This window comes from Streptomyces sp. NPDC006314, assembly GCF_040613075.1.
GTDB lineage: Bacteria > Actinomycetota > Actinomycetes > Streptomycetales > Streptomycetaceae > Streptomyces.
On sequence record NZ_JBEXRL010000014.1, the window covers coordinates 42954 to 62183 of the forward strand.

At 72.2% G+C, this 19230-nt stretch carries 17 protein-coding genes; 3 read left to right on the forward strand and 14 right to left on the reverse strand.

The window, feature by feature from the left end; translation table 11 throughout:
• The 8 genes from ABZ079_RS24615 to rimP all read right to left on the reverse strand — a co-directional run.
• Window positions 1–1654 (reverse strand): trypsin-like peptidase domain-containing protein (locus ABZ079_RS24615; protein ID WP_356941730.1); only part of this gene is annotated, 1654 nt, incomplete at its 3' end.
• 462 nt (window positions 1655–2116) lie between these two features.
• Window positions 2117–3022, reverse strand: a complete 906-nt coding sequence (gene truB / locus ABZ079_RS24620) for a tRNA pseudouridine(55) synthase TruB (RefSeq protein ID WP_356941611.1) — start codon at window positions 3020–3022, stop codon at window positions 2117–2119.
• Window positions 3019–3489, reverse strand: coding sequence for a 30S ribosome-binding factor RbfA (gene rbfA, locus ABZ079_RS24625; protein ID WP_356941612.1), 471 nt, complete (start codon window positions 3487–3489; stop codon window positions 3019–3021). The genes truB and rbfA overlap by 4 nt, the downstream gene beginning before the upstream one ends.
• 58 nt (window positions 3490–3547) lie before the next feature.
• Entirely contained in the window at window positions 3548–3841 is a 294-nt protein-coding gene (locus ABZ079_RS24630; protein WP_356941613.1) for a DUF503 domain-containing protein, read from the reverse strand.
• A 228-nt stretch (window positions 3842–4069) separates the two neighbouring features.
• Window positions 4070–7159 (reverse strand): translation initiation factor IF-2, encoded by a 3090-nt coding sequence (infB, locus tag ABZ079_RS24635; RefSeq protein WP_356941614.1) that lies wholly within the window; start codon window positions 7157–7159, stop codon window positions 4070–4072.
• Between the two features lie 145 nt (window positions 7160–7304).
• Window positions 7305–7601, reverse strand: a complete 297-nt coding sequence (locus ABZ079_RS24640) for a YlxR family protein (RefSeq protein ID WP_356941615.1) — start codon at window positions 7599–7601, stop codon at window positions 7305–7307.
• Between the two features lie 90 nt (window positions 7602–7691).
• Window positions 7692–8708 carry a transcription termination factor NusA gene (nusA, locus tag ABZ079_RS24645; protein WP_356941616.1) on the reverse strand — a complete coding sequence of 339 codons (1017 nt, stop codon included), beginning with the start codon at window positions 8706–8708 and terminating at the stop codon, window positions 7692–7694.
• Window positions 8709–8710: 2 nt separating this feature from the next.
• Complete coding sequence (rimP, locus tag ABZ079_RS24650) at window positions 8711–9220, reverse strand: ribosome maturation factor RimP (RefSeq protein ID WP_356941617.1); 510 nt, start codon at window positions 9218–9220, stop codon at window positions 8711–8713.
• A gap of 205 nt (window positions 9221–9425) precedes the next feature.
• Here rimP and ABZ079_RS24655 point away from each other — a divergent pair, with 205 nt between their 5' ends.
• The 3 genes from ABZ079_RS24655 (at window position 9426) to ABZ079_RS24665 (ending at window position 11570) form a co-directional block, all read left to right on the forward strand.
• Window positions 9426–9935 carry a hypothetical protein gene (locus tag ABZ079_RS24655; protein ID WP_356941618.1) on the forward strand — a complete coding sequence of 170 codons (510 nt, stop codon included), beginning with the start codon at window positions 9426–9428 and terminating at the stop codon, window positions 9933–9935.
• Window positions 9936–10005: 70 nt separating this feature from the next.
• The gene (locus ABZ079_RS24660) at window positions 10006–10500 is read left to right on the forward strand and encodes a ferritin-like domain-containing protein (protein ID WP_356941619.1); all 495 of its coding nucleotides are present in this window, start codon (window positions 10006–10008) and stop codon (window positions 10498–10500) included.
• A gap of 161 nt (window positions 10501–10661) precedes the next feature.
• Window positions 10662–11570: an aminoglycoside phosphotransferase family protein gene (locus ABZ079_RS24665; protein ID WP_356941620.1), complete on the forward strand. Its 909-nt coding sequence runs from the start codon at window positions 10662–10664 to the stop codon at window positions 11568–11570.
• Window positions 11571–11792: 222 nt separating this feature from the next.
• Here ABZ079_RS24665 and ABZ079_RS24670 read toward each other — a convergent pair whose 3' ends face one another.
• From ABZ079_RS24670 to dxr, 6 genes are all read right to left on the reverse strand, one after another.
• A complete protein-coding gene (locus ABZ079_RS24670) occupies window positions 11793–13499 on the reverse strand; it encodes a proline--tRNA ligase (RefSeq protein ID WP_356941621.1) in 1707 nt (568 codons plus the stop codon).
• Between the two features lie 90 nt (window positions 13500–13589).
• Window positions 13590–14120: a GNAT family N-acetyltransferase gene (locus ABZ079_RS24675; protein ID WP_356941622.1), complete on the reverse strand. Its 531-nt coding sequence runs from the start codon at window positions 14118–14120 to the stop codon at window positions 13590–13592.
• Window positions 14121–14160: 40 nt separating this feature from the next.
• Window positions 14161–15009 carry a GNAT family N-acetyltransferase gene (locus ABZ079_RS24680; protein WP_356941623.1) on the reverse strand — a complete coding sequence of 283 codons (849 nt, stop codon included), beginning with the start codon at window positions 15007–15009 and terminating at the stop codon, window positions 14161–14163.
• 168 nt (window positions 15010–15177) lie between these two features.
• A complete protein-coding gene (gene ispG / locus ABZ079_RS24685; RefSeq protein ID WP_356941624.1) occupies window positions 15178–16335 on the reverse strand; it encodes a flavodoxin-dependent (E)-4-hydroxy-3-methylbut-2-enyl-diphosphate synthase in 1158 nt (385 codons plus the stop codon).
• A 170-nt stretch (window positions 16336–16505) separates the two neighbouring features.
• Window positions 16506–17810 (reverse strand): site-2 protease family protein, encoded by a 1305-nt coding sequence (locus ABZ079_RS24690; protein WP_356941625.1) that lies wholly within the window; start codon window positions 17808–17810, stop codon window positions 16506–16508.
• On the reverse strand, window positions 17807–19087 hold the full coding sequence (gene dxr / locus ABZ079_RS24695) for a 1-deoxy-D-xylulose-5-phosphate reductoisomerase (protein ID WP_356941626.1): 1281 nt from the start codon (window positions 19085–19087) through the stop codon (window positions 17807–17809). Before dxr ends, ABZ079_RS24690 begins: the two co-directional genes overlap by 4 nt.
• Window positions 19088–19230 lie beyond the last annotated feature (143 nt).

Genomic DNA, 19230 nt, shown 5'->3' on the forward strand with positions numbered 1-19230 from the left:
GGTCGACGTGACCGACCGGCGCACGGGCGGGGTCGACGTGGACCGAGACGGCCGAGACAGGGGGCAGAACCGCGTCACCGGCCGAGGCGTGGAGCGAGCCCGTATCGCCAGCGGAGGCTCGGAGCGGACCTGCCTCTCCTGCCGGGGCAGACACCGGGCCCGCGGCACCGGCCGACGCATGGGCCGGGCCCTCGTGACCCGCCGAGGCAGACACCGAATCCACCTCACCGGCCGAGGCGTGGGCCGGGCCCGCCCGACCCGCCGGGGCGGCCGAGACAGGGGGCAGGACCGCGTGACCGGCCGAGGCGTGGAGCAGACGCGCCTCTCCTGCCGGGGCCGGGAGCAGACCCGCGTTGCCGGTGGAGGCGTGGGACGGGCGAGGGGGACCGGCCGGGGCAGGGGACGGACCCACGTCGCAGGGGGGCGCAGGGGGGTGCAGCAGGCCGGCCGGGAACTGGGCGCCGGCCCGCTCCCAGTACTCCTCCCGGCAGGCCACCACCAGCCGCGCCCCTGTCTCCCGCAGCCAGTCCACGGTCCCCCTGGTCCACTCGGGCAGCCGGTGGGCTAGGGCAGGGGGCATCTCCTCGGGGCCGTCGAGCAGGAGCAGTAGCGGGCGGCCGGTACGGGCGGCGAGACGGGCCAGGTGTCCGGGGGTGAGGTCGTCGAGGTCCTCGCGGTGAACAGAGCGGGATGTGGCGACGATCCGGGCCGCACGCTCCAGGGCGCGGCGGGCCGCGTCGGCCACGGAGCCGTCCGCGTCCTCGAGGTCGGCGCCGCGCAGCCACAGCGTGGGGGCGGGCCGCTCACCCCGGGCCCGGCGGGCGGCGAGGGCCGCGATTTCCGTCGTACGGCCGCTGCCAGGAGCGCCGACGAGGCCGAGCACGGGCCGGTCGCCGTCGGTGAACGCGGTCAACTCCCTTGTCACATCGGCCCGTGCAATGGGCTCCACCGTGCCGGTGTCGGTGCCGTGCGGCCCGTCCTGAGCCACCGACGTGGCGGTCAGCTCCAGGATGCCGGCCAGGTTCAGGTCGGCGCCGTAGGCCGGGACCGTGGCGGCGTTGCGGGCGAGCAGGTCGGCGAGGGCGCCGTCGGCGGGCCGCAGGGGGACCGCGAAGCCCGTGTCGCGCTGGCCGGTGTGCAGGGCGGTGCCGAGCACGCCGAGGACCGCGCCGGTACGGGCGTCGAGCACCGGTCCCCCGGCGGCCCCGCCACCGAGCCGGAGCGCGTCCCGGCCGGCCGTGCCGATCGCCAGCTCCAGGGCGTCGTCGAGGACGTGGAAGCGGTCCGTGGCGGTGTACGACACCTGGGTGGCGGCCAGCACCCGGGCCTGGCGCCAGCCGCCCGCGGCGAGCCGTACGTAGGTGCCGGCGTCGATCCGCTCCCGCACGGTCAGCGGCAGCGGCTCCACGTCCAGCCCCTCGGTGCGCACCAGGGCCAGGTCCAGCCGGGGCAGCGGGGTGACGGCGTCGGCGCCCACCACGCAGGTGGGGTGCCCGGCCGCGTGCAGCACCAGCCGGGGCAGGCCGTCGACCGTCTCGTGGCTGGTGAGAAGGGTGCCCTCATGGTCGGCGAGGAAGCCGACACCGCGGGGGCGGCCGGCGAGGTCACGGATCCGGACGAGGGCGGTGTCGTCCGGGCGGGGGGCGCCGCTCATGGGCGGCGGCACACTCGCCTGGTCCCGCCCGATGCCGTCGGCCGTCGCCCATGCGCAGTCGCCCGTCGTCCACGCGCCCTCGGCCGTCGTCCGCGTGCCGTCCGGCCCCATGCCGTCCGCCGTCACCCGGCGCCCGCCTCCGGTGCGCGGGCCCCGTCCCGCCATGGCCGTACCTCCCCGCCCGTGCCGCGTGCCTGTCTGCCGACGGTAGGCGTGCGGTGATCGGCGGGACAGCTCGCGCGGCGAACGCGCCCCCTTCCGCTCCCCCGGTTCACTCCGAGCGCCTGCCCGGACGGGTGAATATGTGCGGGCCGTTGGATAACCCTAGGGGTGGGGGAACCGAGGGGGGACCGTGGAGCGGCGGCAGGGGCCACCCGGTGGCCGGCCGCCGCTCCACGGGCAAGCGCCCGATGGGCGTGCCCGTGGAGGGGGGCTCAGCCGAACACGGCCGGTGGAGAGGGCTCAGCCGAAGACGGCCAGGCTCTTCGCCTTGCCCTTGTGCTCCTCGACGAGGGCGAGGAAGCGGCCCGCGGGGTCGAACACGGCGACGGGACCGGCGCCCGCGTACTCGTCGGGCATCTCCAGCCGGACGCCGTTCAGCAGCAGCCGGGACCGCTTGGCGTCGACCTCCCAGCGCGGGAAGGCGGCCGAGGCGGCCTCGGCGATCGGCATCACGGTCAGCTCCTGCTGGAGCTGGTCCAGCGTCTTCGCCGCGTCGATCTTGTACGGCCCGACGCGCGTGCGGCGCAGGGCGGTGAGATGGCCGCCGACGCCCAGGTCGGCGCCCAGGTCACGGGCGAGGGCACGGATGTAGGTACCGGAGGAGCAGACCACGGACACCACTAGGTCGAGGACCTGGGTGCCGTCCTCGGCGACGGCGTCCCGGACGTCGTACACCGTGAAGGAGGAGACGCTCACCGGCCGGGCGGGGATCTCGAAGTCCTCGCCCTCGCGGGCCCGCTTGTACGACCGTACGCCATCGATCTTGATGGCGCTGACCTTGGACGGTACCTGCATGATGTCGCCGGTCAGCTTGGCGATGCCGGCGTCGATGGCGTCCCGGGTCACCTTGGACGCGTCGGTGGAGGAGGTGATCTCACCCTCGGCGTCGTCGGTGACGGTGTTCTGGCCCAGGCGGACGGTGCCCAGGTACTCCTTCTCGGTGAGGGCGAGGTGCCCGAGGAGCTTGGTGGCGCGCTCCACCCCGAGGACCAGGACGCCGGTCGCCATCGGGTCGAGCGTGCCGGCGTGGCCGATGCGGCGGGTGCGCGCGATGCCGCGCATCTTGGCGACCACGTCGTGCGAAGTGAAGCCCGACGGCTTGTCGACGATGACGAGGCCGTCGGGCGTGGTGTGCTTCTGGGTCATTCCGCGGCGTCGCCGTCCGTGTCGGTCGTGTCGTCCGCCTCGTCGTCGGCCGGCTTGCGGTACGGGTCCGCGCCGGCCGCGTACGACGCCCCCGCGGAGGCCTCGCGGACCTTCTCGTCGGACTGCCGCGCCTTGTCGAGGAGGTCCTCGATGGTCCGGGCGGTGTCCGGGAGGGCGTCCGCGACGAAGGTCAGGGTCGGCGTGAACTTCACACCGGCGGCCGCCCCCACGGCCGAGCGGAGGACGCCCTTGGCGCTCTCCAGGCCGGCGGCCGCGGCCTTCCGCTCCTCTTCGTCCCCGTAGACCGTGTAGAAGACGGTCGCCTCCCGCAGATCGCCCGTGACCCGGGTGTCCGTGATGGTGACGTGCGAGCCGAGCCGCGGGTCCTTGATCCCGCGCTGCAGCTTCTGGGCCACCACCTCCCGGATGAGGTCCGCCAGCCTTTTCGCCCGCGCGTTGTCGGCCACTGGTCCAGCTCCCGTTCTTTCTTCTTGCGTTCTGTGATCTGGTCGTCGGCTGCCGTCGTCAGTCGTCCTCGCCGTGGAAGCGGCGGCGGACCGACAGCAGTTCCACCTCCGGGCGGCCGGCGACCAGCCGTTCGCACCGGTCCAGTACGTCGGTGACGTGCGCCGCGTCGCCGGAGACCATGGCGAGGCCGATGATCGCTCGCCGGTGGAGGTTCATATGGTCCACCTCCGCCGCGCTCACGGCGTACTTCCGCTGGAGTTCGGCGACGATCGGGCGGACGACGGAGCGCTTCTCCTTCAGCGAGTGGACATCGCCGAGGAGGAGGTCGAAGGACAGAGTCCCCACGTACATGTGTGTAACCGGTTCACCCGCCGGTACGGGATCGATGGCCCCGGGTCCGTGTGGGCCGGGGACATCAAGAACGGTACCGCGTAGCTGCCGGTGGCTCGACAGGGTTTCCCCGGCACCTCGGCTGCGAGACCGCCTGGGGGTTTCGCCCCCGGGCCGGCGTCCGTGGGCGAAAGGGCCGCTGGCCGGCGGAACCGAAGTTCCGCCGGCCAGCAGCAAACCGTCGGCCGATTACGCCCGCGGCTTCTCGCGCATCTCGTACGTCGCGATGACGTCGTCGACCTTGATGTCGTTGAAGTTGCCGAGGTTGATACCGCCCTCGAACCCTTCGCGGATCTCGGTGACGTCGTCCTTGAAGCGACGCAGACCGGAGATGGTGAGGTTCTCCGCGACCACCTTGCCGTCGCGGATGAGGCGCGCCTTGGTGTTGCGCTTGACCTCGCCCGACCGGACCAGGACACCGGCGATGTTGCCCAGCTTGGACGACTTGAAGACCTCGCGGATCTCCGCCGTACCCAGCTCGACCTCTTCGTACTCCGGCTTGAGCATGCCCTTGAGGGCCGCCTCGATCTCCTCGATCGCCTGGTAGATGACCGAGTAGTACCGGACGTCCACACCCTCGCGCTCGGCCATCTGCGCCGCGCGGCCGGCCGCGCGGACGTTGAAGCCGATCACGATGGCGTCGGAGCCCATCGCCAGGTCGATGTCGGACTCCGTGACCGCACCGACACCGCGGTGCAGGACGCGGATGTCGACCTCTTCGCCGACGTCCAGCTGGAGCAGGGAGGACTCCAGGGCCTCGACGGAACCAGAAGCGTCACCCTTGATGATCAGGTTCAGCTGCTGGACCTCGCCGGCCTTGAGCACCTTGTCCAGGTCCTCCAGCGACACGCGGCGCGTGCGCTTGGCGAACGCGGCGTTGCGCTCACGGGCGGCACGCTTCTCGGCGATCTGACGGGCCGTACGGTCCTCGTCGACCACCAGGAAGTTGTCACCCGCACCCGGGACGTTGGTCAGGCCCAGGACCTGGACCGGCGTCGACGGACCGGCCTCGGCGACGTTGTTGCCGTTGTCGTCGAGCATGGCGCGGACTCGGCCGTAGGCGTCGCCCACGACCATCGTGTCGCCGACCCGCAGCGTGCCTCGCTGGACGAGGACCGTCGCCACGGCACCGCGGCCGCGGTCGAGACGGGACTCGATCGAGATGCCCTGCGCGTCCTGGTGCGGGTTGGCCCGCAGGTCGAGCGAGGCGTCGGCCGTGAGGATCACGGCCTCCAGCAGCGAGTCGATGTGCAGACCCTGCTTGGCGGAGATGTCGACGAACATGGTGTCGCCGCCGTACTCCTCGGCCACCAGGCCGTACTCGGTCAGCTGACCGCGCACCTTGGTCGGGTCGGCACCCTCGACGTCGATCTTGTTGACCGCGACCACGATCGGCACGTCGGCCGCCTTGGCGTGGTTGAGCGCCTCGACCGTCTGCGGCATGACGCCGTCGTTGGCCGCGACGACCAGGATCGCGATGTCGGTCGACTTCGCACCACGGGCACGCATGGCGGTGAACGCCTCGTGACCCGGGGTGTCGATGAAGGTGATCTTGCGCTCTTCGTCGTTGACCTCGGTCGCGACCTGGTAGGCACCGATGTGCTGGGTGATGCCGCCGGCCTCGCCCGCGATGACGTTCGTCTTGCGGATGGCGTCGAGCAGTCGGGTCTTTCCGTGGTCGACGTGACCCATGACGGTGACGACCGGCGGGCGGACCACCAGGTCCTCCTCGTCGCCCTCGTCCTCGCCGAACTCGATGTCGAAGGACTCGAGCAGCTCGCGGTCCTCCTCCTCGGGGCTGACGATCTGAACCGTGTAGTTCATCTCGCCCGCGAGGAGCTGCAGCGTCTCGTCGGAGACGGACTGCGTGGCCGTGACCATCTCGCCCAGGTTCATCATGACCGCGACGAGCGACGCCGGGTTGGCGTTGATCTTCTCCGCGAAGTCGGTGAGGGAGGCACCGCGCGACAGGCGAATGGACTCGCCGTTGCCGCGAGGCAGCATCACGCCGCCGACCGACGGGGCCTGCATGGCCTCGTACTCCTGGCGCCTCTGCCGCTTCGACTTGCGGCCACGACGCGCGGGACCACCGGGACGGCCGAAGGCGCCCTGCGTGCCACCACGGCCACCCGGACCACCGGGACGACCACCGAAGCCGGGACGGCCACCGCCGCCACCGCCACCGGGACCACCCGGACGGCCGGCGAAGCCGCCGCCACCGCCACCGGGACCACCGGGACGGCCGGCGAAGCCGCCACCGCCGCCGCCACCGGGACGGCCGGCGAAGCCGCCGCCACCGGGACGACCGCCACCGCCGCCACCACCGGGACGACCACCGCCACCGGGACCGCGGCCACCGGGACCACCGCCGCCGGGACGGGGACCGGCAGCGGGACGCTGCGGCATCATGCCGGGATTCGGGCGCGGACCGGCCGGGCCGGGACGCGGACCGCCCTGCGGACGGGGCATGCCGGCCGGCGACGGCCGGGAACCGCCCGGAGCCTGCGGACGCGGACCGCCGCCCTGGGCGCCGGGCGCCTGCGGACGGGGACCGGCGCCGGGGGCACCGGGGCCACCCGGACGCGGGCCGCCCTGCGGACGGGGCGCCTGGGGGCGCGCCATGCCGGCGTTGCCGCCGGAGGTGAAGGGGTTGTTACCCGGGCGCGGACCGGCCGGACGGGCACCCGGACGCGGGGCCTGGCCACCGGAGCGCGGAGCACCCTGACCCGGACGGGCCGCCTGGCCCTGGCCGGAAGCCGGACGACCGCCGCCGGGCTTGGGGCCCCCGGGACGGGCGCCGGGACGCGGACCCTGGGCGGCCGGAGCCTGCGGGGTCTGCGGGGTCTGCGCGGCCGGAGCGGCCGGCGGAGCGGTGAACTCCGGGGCGGCCGGGGCGGGGCGCGGGGCGGGCTTGGGACCCGGCACCGGACGCGGGCCGGGGGCCTGCGCGGGCGCCGAGGGAGCCGACGGGGCGGCCGGCTGCTGGGCAGCCGGAGCCGTCGGAGTCTTGGGGGCCGGCGGCTTCGGAGCAGCCGGACGTGCCGCCTGCGCCGGAGAGGGCGCGGCGGGCTTGGGGGCGGCCTTGCGCGGGGCGGGCTTACCGGCGGACTTGCCGTTGCCACCGCCCTGGAAGGCGTCGGTCAGCTTGCGTACGACAGGCGCTTCGATCGTCGAAGACGCCGAACGGACGAATTCACCGAGTTCCTGGAGCTTGGCCATGACGACCTTGCTCTCGACACCGAACTCCTTGGCGAGTTCGTATACCCGGACCTTAGCCACTTCGCTCCTTTGAGGTCCGGGTTGAAGCCGGACCGTCGCTAGTTCATGGGCGTACTCATCGCGTACTCATCGAGTGCTCATCGCAATCTCGACCTGCTTTCGACTCGCGAGGTACCAGGCCGCACGGGGTTCCGTACGGCTCGTCTTACGGTGTTGCCTGCTCGGCAACTGTTGTCTGCTCGACGTATCGGCGCAACGCCTTTGTGTCGAGCGCTCCCGGGGCGCGCAGTGCCCGCGGGAACGCCCGGCGGCGTACCGCCTGGTCGAAGCAGACCAGTGCGGGGTGTACGTAGACACCCCGGCCGGGCAGCGTACCGCGAGGATCGGGAACGCACGCGTCCTCGATCCTCACGATCCGCAGCAGATCGTTCTTGGCCGCCCGCTTCCGGCACCCCACACAGGTGCGTTCTGGGCATACTCCGGTGTGCGTCCGGCCAGACACGGTTAAGTCTACCTCCCCGTACCGACCTCACCCCTTTGGGGTAAAGATCGAACGGTTGTTGTCGTAATCGAAGCGACCTGCGGCTGGGAACTATTCCCCGGCGCCGCTGCGGGCCGGTCCCTGCTCGCCGGCCTGCTCGGTGTCGGGCCGGATGTCGATCCGCCATCCGGTGAGCCGGGCCGCGAGGCGGGCGTTCTGCCCCTCCTTGCCGATCGCCAGCGACAGCTGGTAGTCCGGCACGGTCACCCGGGCGGAGCGGGTGGCCATGTCCACGACCTCCACCTTGTTCACCCGAGCGGGTGACAGTGCGTTCGCCACCATCTCGGCCGGATCGTCGGACCAGTCGACGATGTCGATCTTCTCACCGTTCAGCTCGCCCATCACATTGCGCACCCGGCCGCCCATGGGGCCGATGCAGGCACCCTTGGCGTTCAGGCCCGAACGGGTGGACCGTACGGCGATCTTGGTGCGGTGACCGGCCTCACGGGCGATCGCGGCGATCTCGACCGAGCCGTCGGCGATCTCCGGCACCTCCAGGGCGAAGAGCTTCTTCACCAGGTTGGGGTGCGTTCGGGAGAGCGTCACGGAGGGACCGCGTACGCCCTTGGCGACCCGGACGACGTACGAGCGCAGCCGCATGCCGTGCGGGTAGGTCTCACCGGGCACCTGCTCCTGCGCCGGCAGGATGGCCTCGAGCTTGCCGATGTCCACGAGCACGTTCTTCGGATCGCGGCCCTGCTGGACCACACCGGTGACGATGTCACCCTCGCGGCCGGCGTACTCGCCGAGCGTCGCGTCGTCCTCGGCGTCGCGCAGCCGCTGCAGGATCACCTGCTTGGCGGTGGTGGCGGCGATACGGCCGAAACCGGACGGGGTGTCGTCGAACTCGCGGGCCTCCTGGCCCTCCTCGAGGTCCTCCGGGTCCTCCTTCGCCCACACGGTCACATGCCCGGTCTCCCGGTTGAGCTCCACGCGCGCGTGTCGGCGGCTTCCCTCGGTGCGGTGGTAGGCGATGAGGAGGGCCGACTCGATCGCCTCGACCAGCAGGTCGAAGGAGATCTCCTTCTCTCGAACCAAGCCCCGCAGGGCGCTCATGTCGATGTCCACGGCTACGCCTCCTCCTCTTCCTTCATGTCCTTCTTGTCCTTGCGGTTGAACTCGACCTGCACGCGCGCCTTGGCGATCTCCGGGAAGCCGAGTCTGCGGGTGGTGGCCTTGCGGCCCTTCACCCCGGGCACCTCGACGTCGAGGCCCTCGTCGTCGACCTCCAGGATGCGCGCGACCAGCTCGCCGTCCTCGGTCAGCTGGAACCTCACGAGCCGGTCGGTGGCGCGCACGAAGTGCCGGTGCTCGGTGAGAGGGCGCTCCGCGCCGGGGGTTCCGACCTCCAGGTCGTACGCGTCGTCGCCCATCGCGTTGGTCTCGTCGAGCTTCGCCGAGAGCGCGCGGCTCACATCGGCGATCCTGTCCAGATCGGCTCCGGTGTCGGAGTCGACGACCACGCGCAGCACCCGCTTGCGTCCGACCGAGTCCACGGCGATCTCTTCGAGATCCAGCCCCTGGGAGGTGACGAGCGGTTCCAGCAGCTCTCGCAGCCTCTCGCTCTGGGTGGTGCTCATCCGGGTGACTCCTCGGCCGCGTGTGCTGTTGTGGGATGGGTCGCGTGTCTGGTCAAAGGGTATCCGGTCGGGGGGAGTGTTGCCGTCCACCTGTGTACGAGCGGTGCCGGTGAGTGGTGCGCGAGGGGCGCGCGGGTACGGTGATCACGGGCGTGCCGCCCGCCTCCGGTCTTCCCTCCGTACGAGTTCCCCGAGGACGTCTTCCGTGCCGTACCCCTCCTCGCTCCGCATCCCCTCGGGGCCGCGCAGAAGAACCCTGCTCGCCTCGGCGGCCGGTGCCGCCCTGCTGGCGGGCTGCTCGGCCGATCCGGATTCCGGCGGCGACGGCCCGTCGGCCACCGCCCGGGCACGCGCGCGTGCGGCCCGGGACAGTACGGGGCTGCTGGAGCGGTACGACGCCGTGCTCGCCGCCCATCCGACGCTGGCGGAGCGGCTGCGGCCGCTGCGCGCCGAGGTGGCGGCGCACGCGGCGGCCTTCGGCAGCGCCGCGGCCACGAAGTCCCCCTCTCTCCCGGCCGCGGCCTCCACGCCCCCGCCGGCCGTGCCCGCCGCCGAGAAGGACGCCCTCGCCGATCTCGCCGCCGCCGAGCGGACCCTCGCCGACCGGCGGGCGAAGGCCCTGCTGGACGTGCCGGGCGAGCTGGCCCGGCTGATGGCGTCGGTGGCGGCGGCTGGGGCGGCGCACGTGTACCTGCTGAGGGAGGGGGCCAAGTGAGCGACGACGCCGGGCACGGCGAGGGCACACCGGCGGCGGAGCACGCCGTGGCGCGGAAGGACGGGCGGACGTGAGCGAGAAGGCGGGCAAGGCCGAACTGACCGCGCTGCAGGCGGCGCTGGCGGCGGAGCACGCGGCGGTGTACGGGTACGGCGTCGTCGGCGGCCGGATCGGCCAGCGGGGCCGCACCGAGGCACGGGCGGCGTACGACGCCCACCGGGCGCGCCGGGACGCGCTGGTGCGGGAGGTGCGCGAGCTGGGCGGTGAGCCGGTCGCCGCGAGCGCCGCCTACGCGCTGCCGTTCCCGGTGCCGGACGCGGCGGCCGCGGTGCGGCTGGCCGCCTGGCTGGAGGAGCGGACGGCCGGGGTGTACTCGGACCTGGTGCGGGCCGCGACGGGCGCGCGGCGCGGTTCGGCGGCGTCGGCGCTGCGGGAGGCCGCGGTGCGGGCGGTGCGCTGGAGCGGGGAGAGCGTAGCCTTCCCTGGGCTCGTCGAGCGGTCCTCCGGCGAGGGCACCGGCGCCGCCGGTACGACCCCGTCGGCCTCCGCCCCGGTGCCGCGCTAGGCACCCGTACGACAGCAGCTCGACCAGGGCCCCCGCAGGGGCGGCCGGGACCGGTCCCGGACAGGACCCCCGGCCAAGACCCCGGGAACAGTCCGGCACCAGTCCGGCGCCGGCCCGGCAGGGCCGGACAGGACCCCCGACAGGAAGGGAACGACTCGCGCATGGTTTTCGAACCGCCGCAGCGCCTGACGCGGGCGCTCGGTGAGACCGCACCGGCCGGGGACGACTGGCTGGCGCGGCTGCCCGAGGTGGCCGAGCGGGCCGTCACCCGGCGCGAGTTGACCGTCGAGCGGGTCCAGGTGCCTGGTGGCCGCAGCAGCCTGGTGGTGCTGGTCCGGCGGGCGGACGGCACCCCGGCGGTGCTGAAGCTGGCTCCGCCGCGGGCCCGGCCCGGGAGCGAGCGGGCGGCGCTGGCGCACTGGGCCGGCCTGGGCGCCGTACAGCTGCTGGAAGCGGACGCCGAGGACGCCGTGGAGGGTGTGCTGCTCCTGGAGCGGCTGCATCCGGATGTGTCGGTGCGGTCGCTGCCGGAGGCGAGGGCACTGCTGGAGGCGGCGGGGACGCTGCGCAGGCTGTGGGTCGAGCCGCCGGCCGATCACGTCTTCGAGACCGTCGCCGAGCGCACCGGGCGGCAGGCGGCGGCCATGCGGGCGGGCGCCGCGGCCGCCCCCGAGACGGCGCCGCTGGTCGACGCGGCACTCACGGCCCGCGAGGAGCTGCTGGCCGCACCGCCCGAGCAGCGGTTGCTGCACGGCACCTTCCGGCAGAGCAAGGTGCTCGCCGGGGAGCGGATGCCGTGGCTGGCGGTGGGCCCGGACCCGGTGGTCGGCGAGTCCGCGTTCGACCTGGCGCGGCTGGTCCGGGACCGGGTGGAGGACCTGATCGCCACGCCGTCCGGCCCGGCGACCACGCGGCGCCGCATCAAGCGGCTCGCGGAGTCGCTGGAGGTGGATCAGGAGCGGCTGCGGGGCTGGACACTGTTCCGGGCGGTGGAGTCGGGGGTGCGGGCGCTGCGTGTGGGGCGGCCGAAGGACGGGGAGCTGCTGCTGGAGTTCGCGGGATGGCTCTGAGGACCTGACCGGGCCGGTGGGCCGTCGTGTCCCTGGGGGGCGCGTTGCAGCTGGTCGCGCCACGCGGCGGAGTCCGCCGACCGATACCGCTCCGCGTCCCTTCAGGGCGCCTCGACCGGCCCGGGTCCGCATGTGAGCGCACCGGCCGTTCGCTTCGCGTGGGGACCCGCACGGTGTCGGGTCCCCCGGTCGGCGAACGGCCGGGCAGCGGTCCGGTACCGCTTACCGCGCCGTCAGGCGCGCGATCGCGTCCTCGACCGTCAGCTCCTCGCGCTCACCGGTCTTGCGGTCCTTCAGCTCCAGGACCCCCTCGCCGGAGCGGCGGCCGGCCACCAGGATCCTCGGGACGCCGATCAGCTCGGCGTCGGTGAACTTCACGCCCGGGGAGACACCGGCCCGGTCGTCCACCAGGACGCGGACGCCCGCGGTGGCCAGCTTCTCGGCGACATCCAGCGCCAGTTCGGTCTGCAGCGCCTTGCCGGCGGCGACGACGTGCACGTCGGCCGGGGCGACCTCCTCGGGCCAGCACAGGCCCTGCTCGTCGGCGGTCTGCTCGGCGAGCGCGGCGACGGCGCGGGAGACGCCGATGCCGTAGGAGCCCATGGTGACGCGGACCGGCTTGCCGTTCTGGCCGAGGACGTCGAGCTTGAGTGCGTCGGCGTACTTGCGGCCCAGCTGGAAGATGTGGCCGATCTCGATGGCGCGGTCCAGCTTCAGGCCGGTGCCGCACTTGGGGCAGGGGTCGCCCTCCTGGACCACGACGACGTCCACGTACTCGTCGACCTCGAAGTCACGGCCCGCGACGACGTTCCTGGCGTGCGTGTGCTCCTTGTTGGCGCCGGTGATCCAGTCGGTGCCGGGGGCCACGCGCGGGTCGGCGATGTACTTGACCTTCTCGCCGAGGCCCTGCGGGCCGACGTAGCCGCGGACCAGGTCGGGGCGGCCGGCGAAGTCCGTCTCGGTGACCATCTCGACGGCGGCCGGGGCGAAGTGGGCTTCGACCTTGCCCAGGTCGACCTCGCGGTCGCCGGGCACGCCGACGGCGACGATCTCACCGTCCACCTTGACCAGCAGGTTCTTCAGCGTGGCGGAGGCCGGGACGCCGAGGGAGGCGGCGAGGGTCTCGATGGTCGGGGTGTCGGGGGTCGGGATCTCCTCGAGCGCGGGCAGGGCCGAGCCGTCGACGGTCTTCAGCTCGTAGGTGATCGCCTCGGTGTTGGCGGCGAAGTCGCAGTTCGGGCAGTCGGCGAAGGTGTCCTCGCCGGCCTCGGCCGGGGCGAGGAACTCCTCGGACTTGGAGCCGCCCATGGCGCCGGCGGTGGCCGCGCAGATGCGGTAGTCGAGGCCGAGACGCTCGAAGACCCGCTGGTAGGCCTGGCGGTGCAGGGCGTAGGACTTCGCGAGGCCCTCGTCCTCGAGGTCGAAGGAATACGAGTCCTTCATCAGGAACTCGCGGCCGCGCAGGATGCCGGCCCGGGGGCGGGCCTCGTCGCGGAACTTGGTCTGGATCTGGTAGAGGATCACCGGCAGGTCCTTGTAGGACGTGCACTGGTCCTTGACCAGGAGGGTGAAGATCTCCTCGTGGGTGGGACCGAGGAGGTAGTCGCCGCCCTTGCGGTCCTTCAGCCGGAACAGTTCCTGGCCGTACTCCTCCCAGCGGCCGGTCGCCTCGTAGGGCTCGCGCGGCAGCAGGGCGGGGAGGGACACCTCCTGGGCGCCGATGGCGTCCATCTCCTCGCGGACGATCCGCTCCACGTTGGCGAGGACCTTCTTGCCGAGGGGCAGCCAGGACCAGATGCCGGCCGCCGTGCGGCGGACGTAACCGGCGCGGACGAGGAGCTTGTGGCTGAGGACCTCGGCGTCCGCCGGGTCGTCGCGCAGCGTCTTCGCCATCAACTGGGACATGCGCTGGACCGGTGCGTTCGCCATGGTTCTCGTACTCCTGCCGGGTAAGGGTGATGGCATAGGAGGTTAGCCGGGCTGGCAGTGCCGGTGGAAATCGGATATGGGTGACCACCCCTACTTGCGGCGCAGGGGCAGGGGGGCGCCCATCACGGCGTACGGCCTGGTCGCGCTCGGGAAGTGGACCTGGCGGGCGAGGTCGACATAGCCGAGGGAGTGGTAGAGGCCGCGGGCCGGGCTGTCGGTGTCGATCGCGGAGAGGATCGAGCGGGATTCGGCGGCGGTGTCGGTGATGGTGGTGATCAGTCGCCGGCCGATGCCGCGGTTCTGGTGGCCGGGGTGGACGTGCAGCTCGGTGATGACGAAGGAGTCGTCGAGCCAGAAGTCGTTGCCGCCCGCGCGGAGGTACGGCTCCACAACGGTGGACCACCAGTGGGTGCGCGAATTGGGCATGCCGTAGACGAAGCCGATCAGGTGCCCTTGGCTGGTGGCGCCGAGGGCTCGCGCGCCTCGGTACTGCATGTGCCGCTGGACGATCTGACGGCGTACGGCGACTTCGTCGGGGCCGAGTCCGAAGGCGACGGCCTGGATCGCCAAGGCCTCGTCTACGTGGGCTGAGAGGTCCAAGGGGCCGATCACGAGGTCCATGCCGGGAGCGTACAGGGGGGTTCGTGTCGTGTGCGGGGCTCTAGAAGAGAATGCTCATGAAGGCCCCGACCTCTTGGAAGCCCACCCGCCTGTACGTTCTTCGCGCCGCGGTGTTGAAGTCGTTCACGTACAGGCTCACCACCGGCGCCACGTCCGTCAGGGCGTAGCGCAGGACCGCCGCCATACCGGGGGCCGCAAGCCCCTTGCCCCGGTATTCGGGGGCCACCCACACGCCCTGGATCTGGCAGGCCCGGAAGGTCGCCGCGCCGATCTCCGCCTTGAAGACGACCTTGCCGTGCTCGTCGACGCGGGCGAAGGAGCGGCCGGCGCCGACGAGTTCGGCGACGCGGGCCTGGTACAGCAGGCCACCGTCGCCGGCCAGGGGGGAGACCCCGACCTCCTCGGTGAACATGGCCACGCACGCCGGCATGATCGTTTCCATCTCGTCCTTGCGGACGCGGCGGACGCGCGGATCGGGGGCGATGTCGTCGGGCATGTGGTCGGTGACCATGAGCGGCTGCTGGGCGCGGACCTCGCGGGCCGGGCCCCAGTGCGGTTCCAGCAGGCGCCACAGCTCGGCGGTGGGTTCGGCGGGTCCGACGATGGAGGAGCAGCGGCGGCCGACCCGGCGGGCGCGGTCGGCGAAGGCGCGGACGGCGCGCGGGGTGGCGCAGATCGGGACCAGGTTGGCGCCCGCGTAGCACAGCGAGGTGAGCATGCCGTCCTCGTACCAGCCCCACATCTCGCCGCCGAGCCGCCACGGGTCGAGGCCGGCGACCTGGACCCGGGAGGTCACGAAGGCGTTCGCCACCGGCTCGCGGTCGAGGACGGCGAGCGCGGCGTCAAGGTCGCTCGGTTCGAGGACCCGGGAGGTGGTCTGGGTCAACACGTGCGGGGCCTCACCACGGGGTTCTGCTGATCTCCGCACTATAGCCGCGCCACTTGTGCGGTGCGCCTCCTGGCTCGGGGCATTCCGGTTTCCGGGCGGCTGCGGTGTCCGTGGCTGGTCGCGCCGTTCCGCGCGCCCCCGTCGTGGCCCGGTCCCGCTGGTACCAACTCAGTCGGCGACCGAGACCGACGGCTCGCCCGAGGGCACCCCGTCCTTCTCCATCTGCTCGGCGAGCTTCATGGCCTCCTCGATGAGGGTCTCCACGATCTTGGACTCGGGGACGGTCTTGATGACCTCGCCCTTGACGAAGATCTGGCCCTTGCCGTTGCCGGAGGCGACGCCGAGGTCGGCCTCGCGGGCCTCGCCGGGGCCGTTCACCACGCAACCCATGACGGCGACGCGCAGCGGGACGTCCATGCCGGTCAGACCGGCGGTGACCTCTTCGGCGAGCTTGTAGACGTCGACCTGGGCGCGGCCGCAGGAGGGGCAGGAGACGATCTCCAGGCCGCGCTGGCGCAGGCCCAGCGACTGCAGGATCTGCAGGCCGACCTTGACCTCCTCGGCGGGCGGGGCCGAGAGGGACACGCGGATGGTGTCGCCGATGCCCTGGGAGAGGAGGGCGCCGAAGGCCACCGCCGACTTGATCGTGCCCTGGAAGGCCGGGCCCGCCTCGGTGACACCGAGGTGCAGCGGGTAGTCGCACTGCTCGGCGAGCTGGCGGTACGCCTCGATCATGACGACCGGGTCGTTGTGCTTGACGGAGATCTTGATGTCCCGGAAGCCGTGCTCCTCGAAGAGGGACGCCTCCCACAGCGCCGACTCGACCAGGGCCTCGGGGGTCGCCTTGCCGTACTTCTGCAGCAGGCGCCGGTCGAGGGAGCCGGCGTTGACGCCGATACGGATCGGGGTGCCGTGCTCCGTGGCGGCCTTGGCGATCTCCTTGACCTTGTCGTCGAACTGCTTGATGTTGCCGGGGTTGACACGGACCGCGGCGCAGCCGGCCTCGATGGCGGCGAAGACGTACTTGGGCTGGAAGTGGATGTCCGCGATGACCGGGATCTGCGACTTGCGGGCGATGGTCGCGAGGGCGTCGGCGTCGTCCTGGGTGGGGCAGGCGACGCGGACGATCTGGCAGCCGGAGGCGGTCAGCTCGGCGATCTGCTGGAGGGTGGCGCCGATGTCGGACGTACGGGTCGTGGTCATCGACTGGACCGAGACGGGTGCGTCTCCGCCGACCGCCACGCTTCCGACCTGGATCTGCCGGCTCTTCCGGCGCTCGGCGAGCTTGGTCGGAACGGACGGCATGCCGAGAGAAATCGCAGTCATCTGCTGTGCAACCCCAAGTCGTGGATCAAGGTCCGGTCCCGTGAACGGCGGGCTCCAGGCTTCGAGATTACGGCACCGGGTCCTGCGCCAGCACATCCCACCCCGGCAACCCACCCGATGGAAGGGGCCCGGAACCCCGGGGATTCCGGGCCGCCTCGAACGCCGGACGACTAGGAGATCTTCACCGGGTTCACCACGTCGGCGATCAGCACGAGGATGGTGAAGCAGATGAAGATCCCGGCCACCACGTAGGCCACCGGCATCAGTTTGGCCACGTCGAACGGACCGGGGTCCGGCCGGCGCAGCACCCGCGCCACGTTCCGCCGCAGGGACTCCCACAGGGCACCGGCGATGTGCCCGCCGTCGAGCGGGAGCAGCGGGAGCATGTTGAACAGGAACAGCGAGAGGTTGAACCCGGCGAGCAGCATCACGAACATCGCCACCTGCTGGGAGGCGGGGATGTCCAGGGTGGCGATGTCGCCGGTGATGCGGGCCGCGCCGACGATGCCCATCGGGGAGTCCGGCTCTCGCGGACCGTCGCCGAAGGCCGCGTCCCACAGGGCTGGGATCTTGCCGGGCAGGGCGGCGAGGGAGTCGACGGCGTCGCCGACCCGGTCCGTCATCCAGGTCACGGAGTCCCCGAAGTCCAGTTTCACCACGCCGGTGGCGGAGCTGAAGCCGAGGAAGCCGGCCTTGACGTACTTGCCCTGGACGTAGGTGCCGCTGGAGTCCTTCTTGGCGACCAGGTTGGTGGCGATCTTCGCGTGCAGGGTCAGCTGTTCGCCGTCGCGTTCGACGACGATCGGCACGGTCCTGCCGGCGCTGTCACGGATGAGGTCCGAGAGGGTGTTCCAGTCCTCGGTGGGCTTGCCGTCGAAGGAGACGATCTTGTCGCGCCGGTGCATGCCGGCGGCCTGGGCCGGCGAGGCCGGGTCGGACTTCTTGCAGCTGTCGCGGTTCTCGCTCTGGGCGATGACGCAGGGCGAGACGGAGGCGACGGTGGTGGTCTGCTGCTGGATGCCGAAGCCCATGAGCACGGTGAAGAACAGGCCGATCGCGAGGACCAGGTTCATGAAGGGGCCCGCGAACATGACGATGACCCGCTTCCACGGCTTGCGCGTGTAGAACATGCGCGTCTCGTCACCCGGCTTGAGCTCCTCGAAGGCGGCCGAGCGGGCGTCCTCGATCATGCCGCGCCACGGGGAGGTGGATCGGGCGGAGATCCGGCCCTCGCCGTCGGGCGGGAACATGCCGATCATTCGGATGTAGCCGCCGAGCGGGATGGCCTTGACGCCGTACTCGGTCTCGCCCTTCCTCCGCGACCAGACGGTCGGGCCGAAGCCGACCATGTACTGCGGGACGCGGATGCCGAAGAGCTTGGCCGTGGACAGGTGCCCCAGCTCGTGCCAGGCGATGGAGACGAGCAGGCCGACCGCGAAGACCACTATGCCGAGGATGAACATCAACGTCGTCATGCACGCGCCTCCGCGGTCGCCGTCGTGGCTGTGAGTTCCCGGGCCCGGGCCCGTGCCCAGGTCTCCGCTTCGAGGACGTCCGACACGGTGAGCGAGGTTCCCGTGACCGGGGTGCCGTGCTCCTCGACCACCCGGGTGACGGTCTCCATGATCCCGTTGAAGGGCAGCGCGCCGTTCAGGAAGGCCTCGACGCACTCCTCGTTGGCCGCATTGAACACCGCCGGCGCCGTCCCCGCGAGCTGCCCCACGTGCCGGGCGAGGTCCACCGAGGGAAAGGCCTCGTTGTCCAGCGGGAAGAACTCCCAGGTGGAGGCCTGGCTCCAGTCGAAGGCGGGCGCCGCGTCCGGGACGCGTTCGGGCCAGCCCAGACCGATGGCGATGGGCCCGCGCATGTCGGGGGGCGTCGCCTGGGCGATCGTGGAACCGTCGGTGAACTCGACCATCGAGTGGACATACGACTGCGGGTGCACGACCACCTCAATGCGGTCGAAGGGAATGTCGTAGAGGAGGTGCGCCTCGATGACCTCCAGTCCCTTGTTCACCAGGGTCGCCGAGTTGATCGTGATCACCGGGCCCATCGCCCAGGTGGGGTGGGCGAGGGCGTCCTGGACGGTGACGTCCGCCAGCTCGGCCCTGGTCCGGCCGCGGAAGGGGCCGCCGGATGCGGTGACGACCAGCTTGCGCACGTCGGCGCGGGTGCCGGAGGCCAGGGCCTGGAAGAGGGCGGCGTGCTCGGAGTCGACCGGGATGATCTGCCCGGGCTTGGCGAGCGCCTTGACCAGCGGACCGCCGACGATCAGCGACTCCTTGTTGGCCAGCGCGAGGGTGCGGCCGGCCTCCAGGGCGGCGAGGGTGGGCGCGAGGCCGATCGAGCCGGTGATGCCGTTGAGAACGGTGTGACACTCCGAGGAATCTGCGGCGGCGACCTGGGTGGCCGCGTCCGGTCCCGCGACGATCTCGGGCAGCGGCTCCCCGGAGCCGTACTCGGCGGCGAGTGCCTCGCGCAGCGCGGGTACGACGTCCTCGCGGGCGACCGCGACGGTCCGCACCCGCAGCCGGTGCGCCTGCTCGGCGAGGAGGGCGACGCGGCCGCCGTTCGCGGCCAGGGCGGTGACCCGGAAGCGGTCGGGGTTGCGCAGCACGAGGTCGATGGCCTGGGTGCCGATGGATCCGGTGGAGCCGAGGATCACCACGTCCTTGGGGCCGTCCCCGGCGAGGGGGTCGTGGACGAGGTGCGGGTCGGCGAGGGGTGCCGGATGGGCGGGACTGTCGGTCATCCCCCCATTGTCGCCGCAAGCGGCGGCCGCGAGGACAAGGCGGTCCCCCGTGCGGGTGCGTCCGCAGCTTTCGTCACCTAATGAAGCGTTTCTCCTGTGGTGAAGTACCCATGAAGATCGCGCGCCGGCACTCCGGCACGGGC

Excerpts from the sequence above, each read along its gene's own strand:
- truB (WP_356941611.1), bottom strand. The coding sequence starts at position 3,022 with ATGACCCAGAAGCACACCACGCCCGACGGCCTCGTCATCGTCGACAAG.
- dxr (WP_356941626.1), bottom strand. The coding sequence starts at position 19,087 with ATGACCGACAGTCCCGCCCATCCGGCACCCCTCGCCGACCCGCACCTC.
- ispG (WP_356941624.1), bottom strand. The coding sequence starts at position 16,335 with ATGACTGCGATTTCTCTCGGCATGCCGTCCGTTCCGACCAAGCTCGCC.
- rimP (WP_356941617.1), bottom strand. The coding sequence starts at position 9,220 with ATGAGCACCACCCAGAGCGAGAGGCTGCGAGAGCTGCTGGAACCGCTC.
- ABZ079_RS24670 (WP_356941621.1), bottom strand. The coding sequence starts at position 13,499 with ATGGCGAACGCACCGGTCCAGCGCATGTCCCAGTTGATGGCGAAGACG.
- ABZ079_RS24690 (WP_356941625.1), bottom strand. The coding sequence starts at position 17,810 with ATGACGACGTTGATGTTCATCCTCGGCATAGTGGTCTTCGCGGTCGGC.
- ABZ079_RS24675 (WP_356941622.1), bottom strand. The coding sequence starts at position 14,120 with ATGGACCTCGTGATCGGCCCCTTGGACCTCTCAGCCCACGTAGACGAG.
- ABZ079_RS24630 (WP_356941613.1), bottom strand. The coding sequence starts at position 3,841 with ATGTACGTGGGGACTCTGTCCTTCGACCTCCTCCTCGGCGATGTCCAC.
- ABZ079_RS24665 (WP_356941620.1), top strand. The coding sequence starts at position 10,662 with ATGGTTTTCGAACCGCCGCAGCGCCTGACGCGGGCGCTCGGTGAGACC.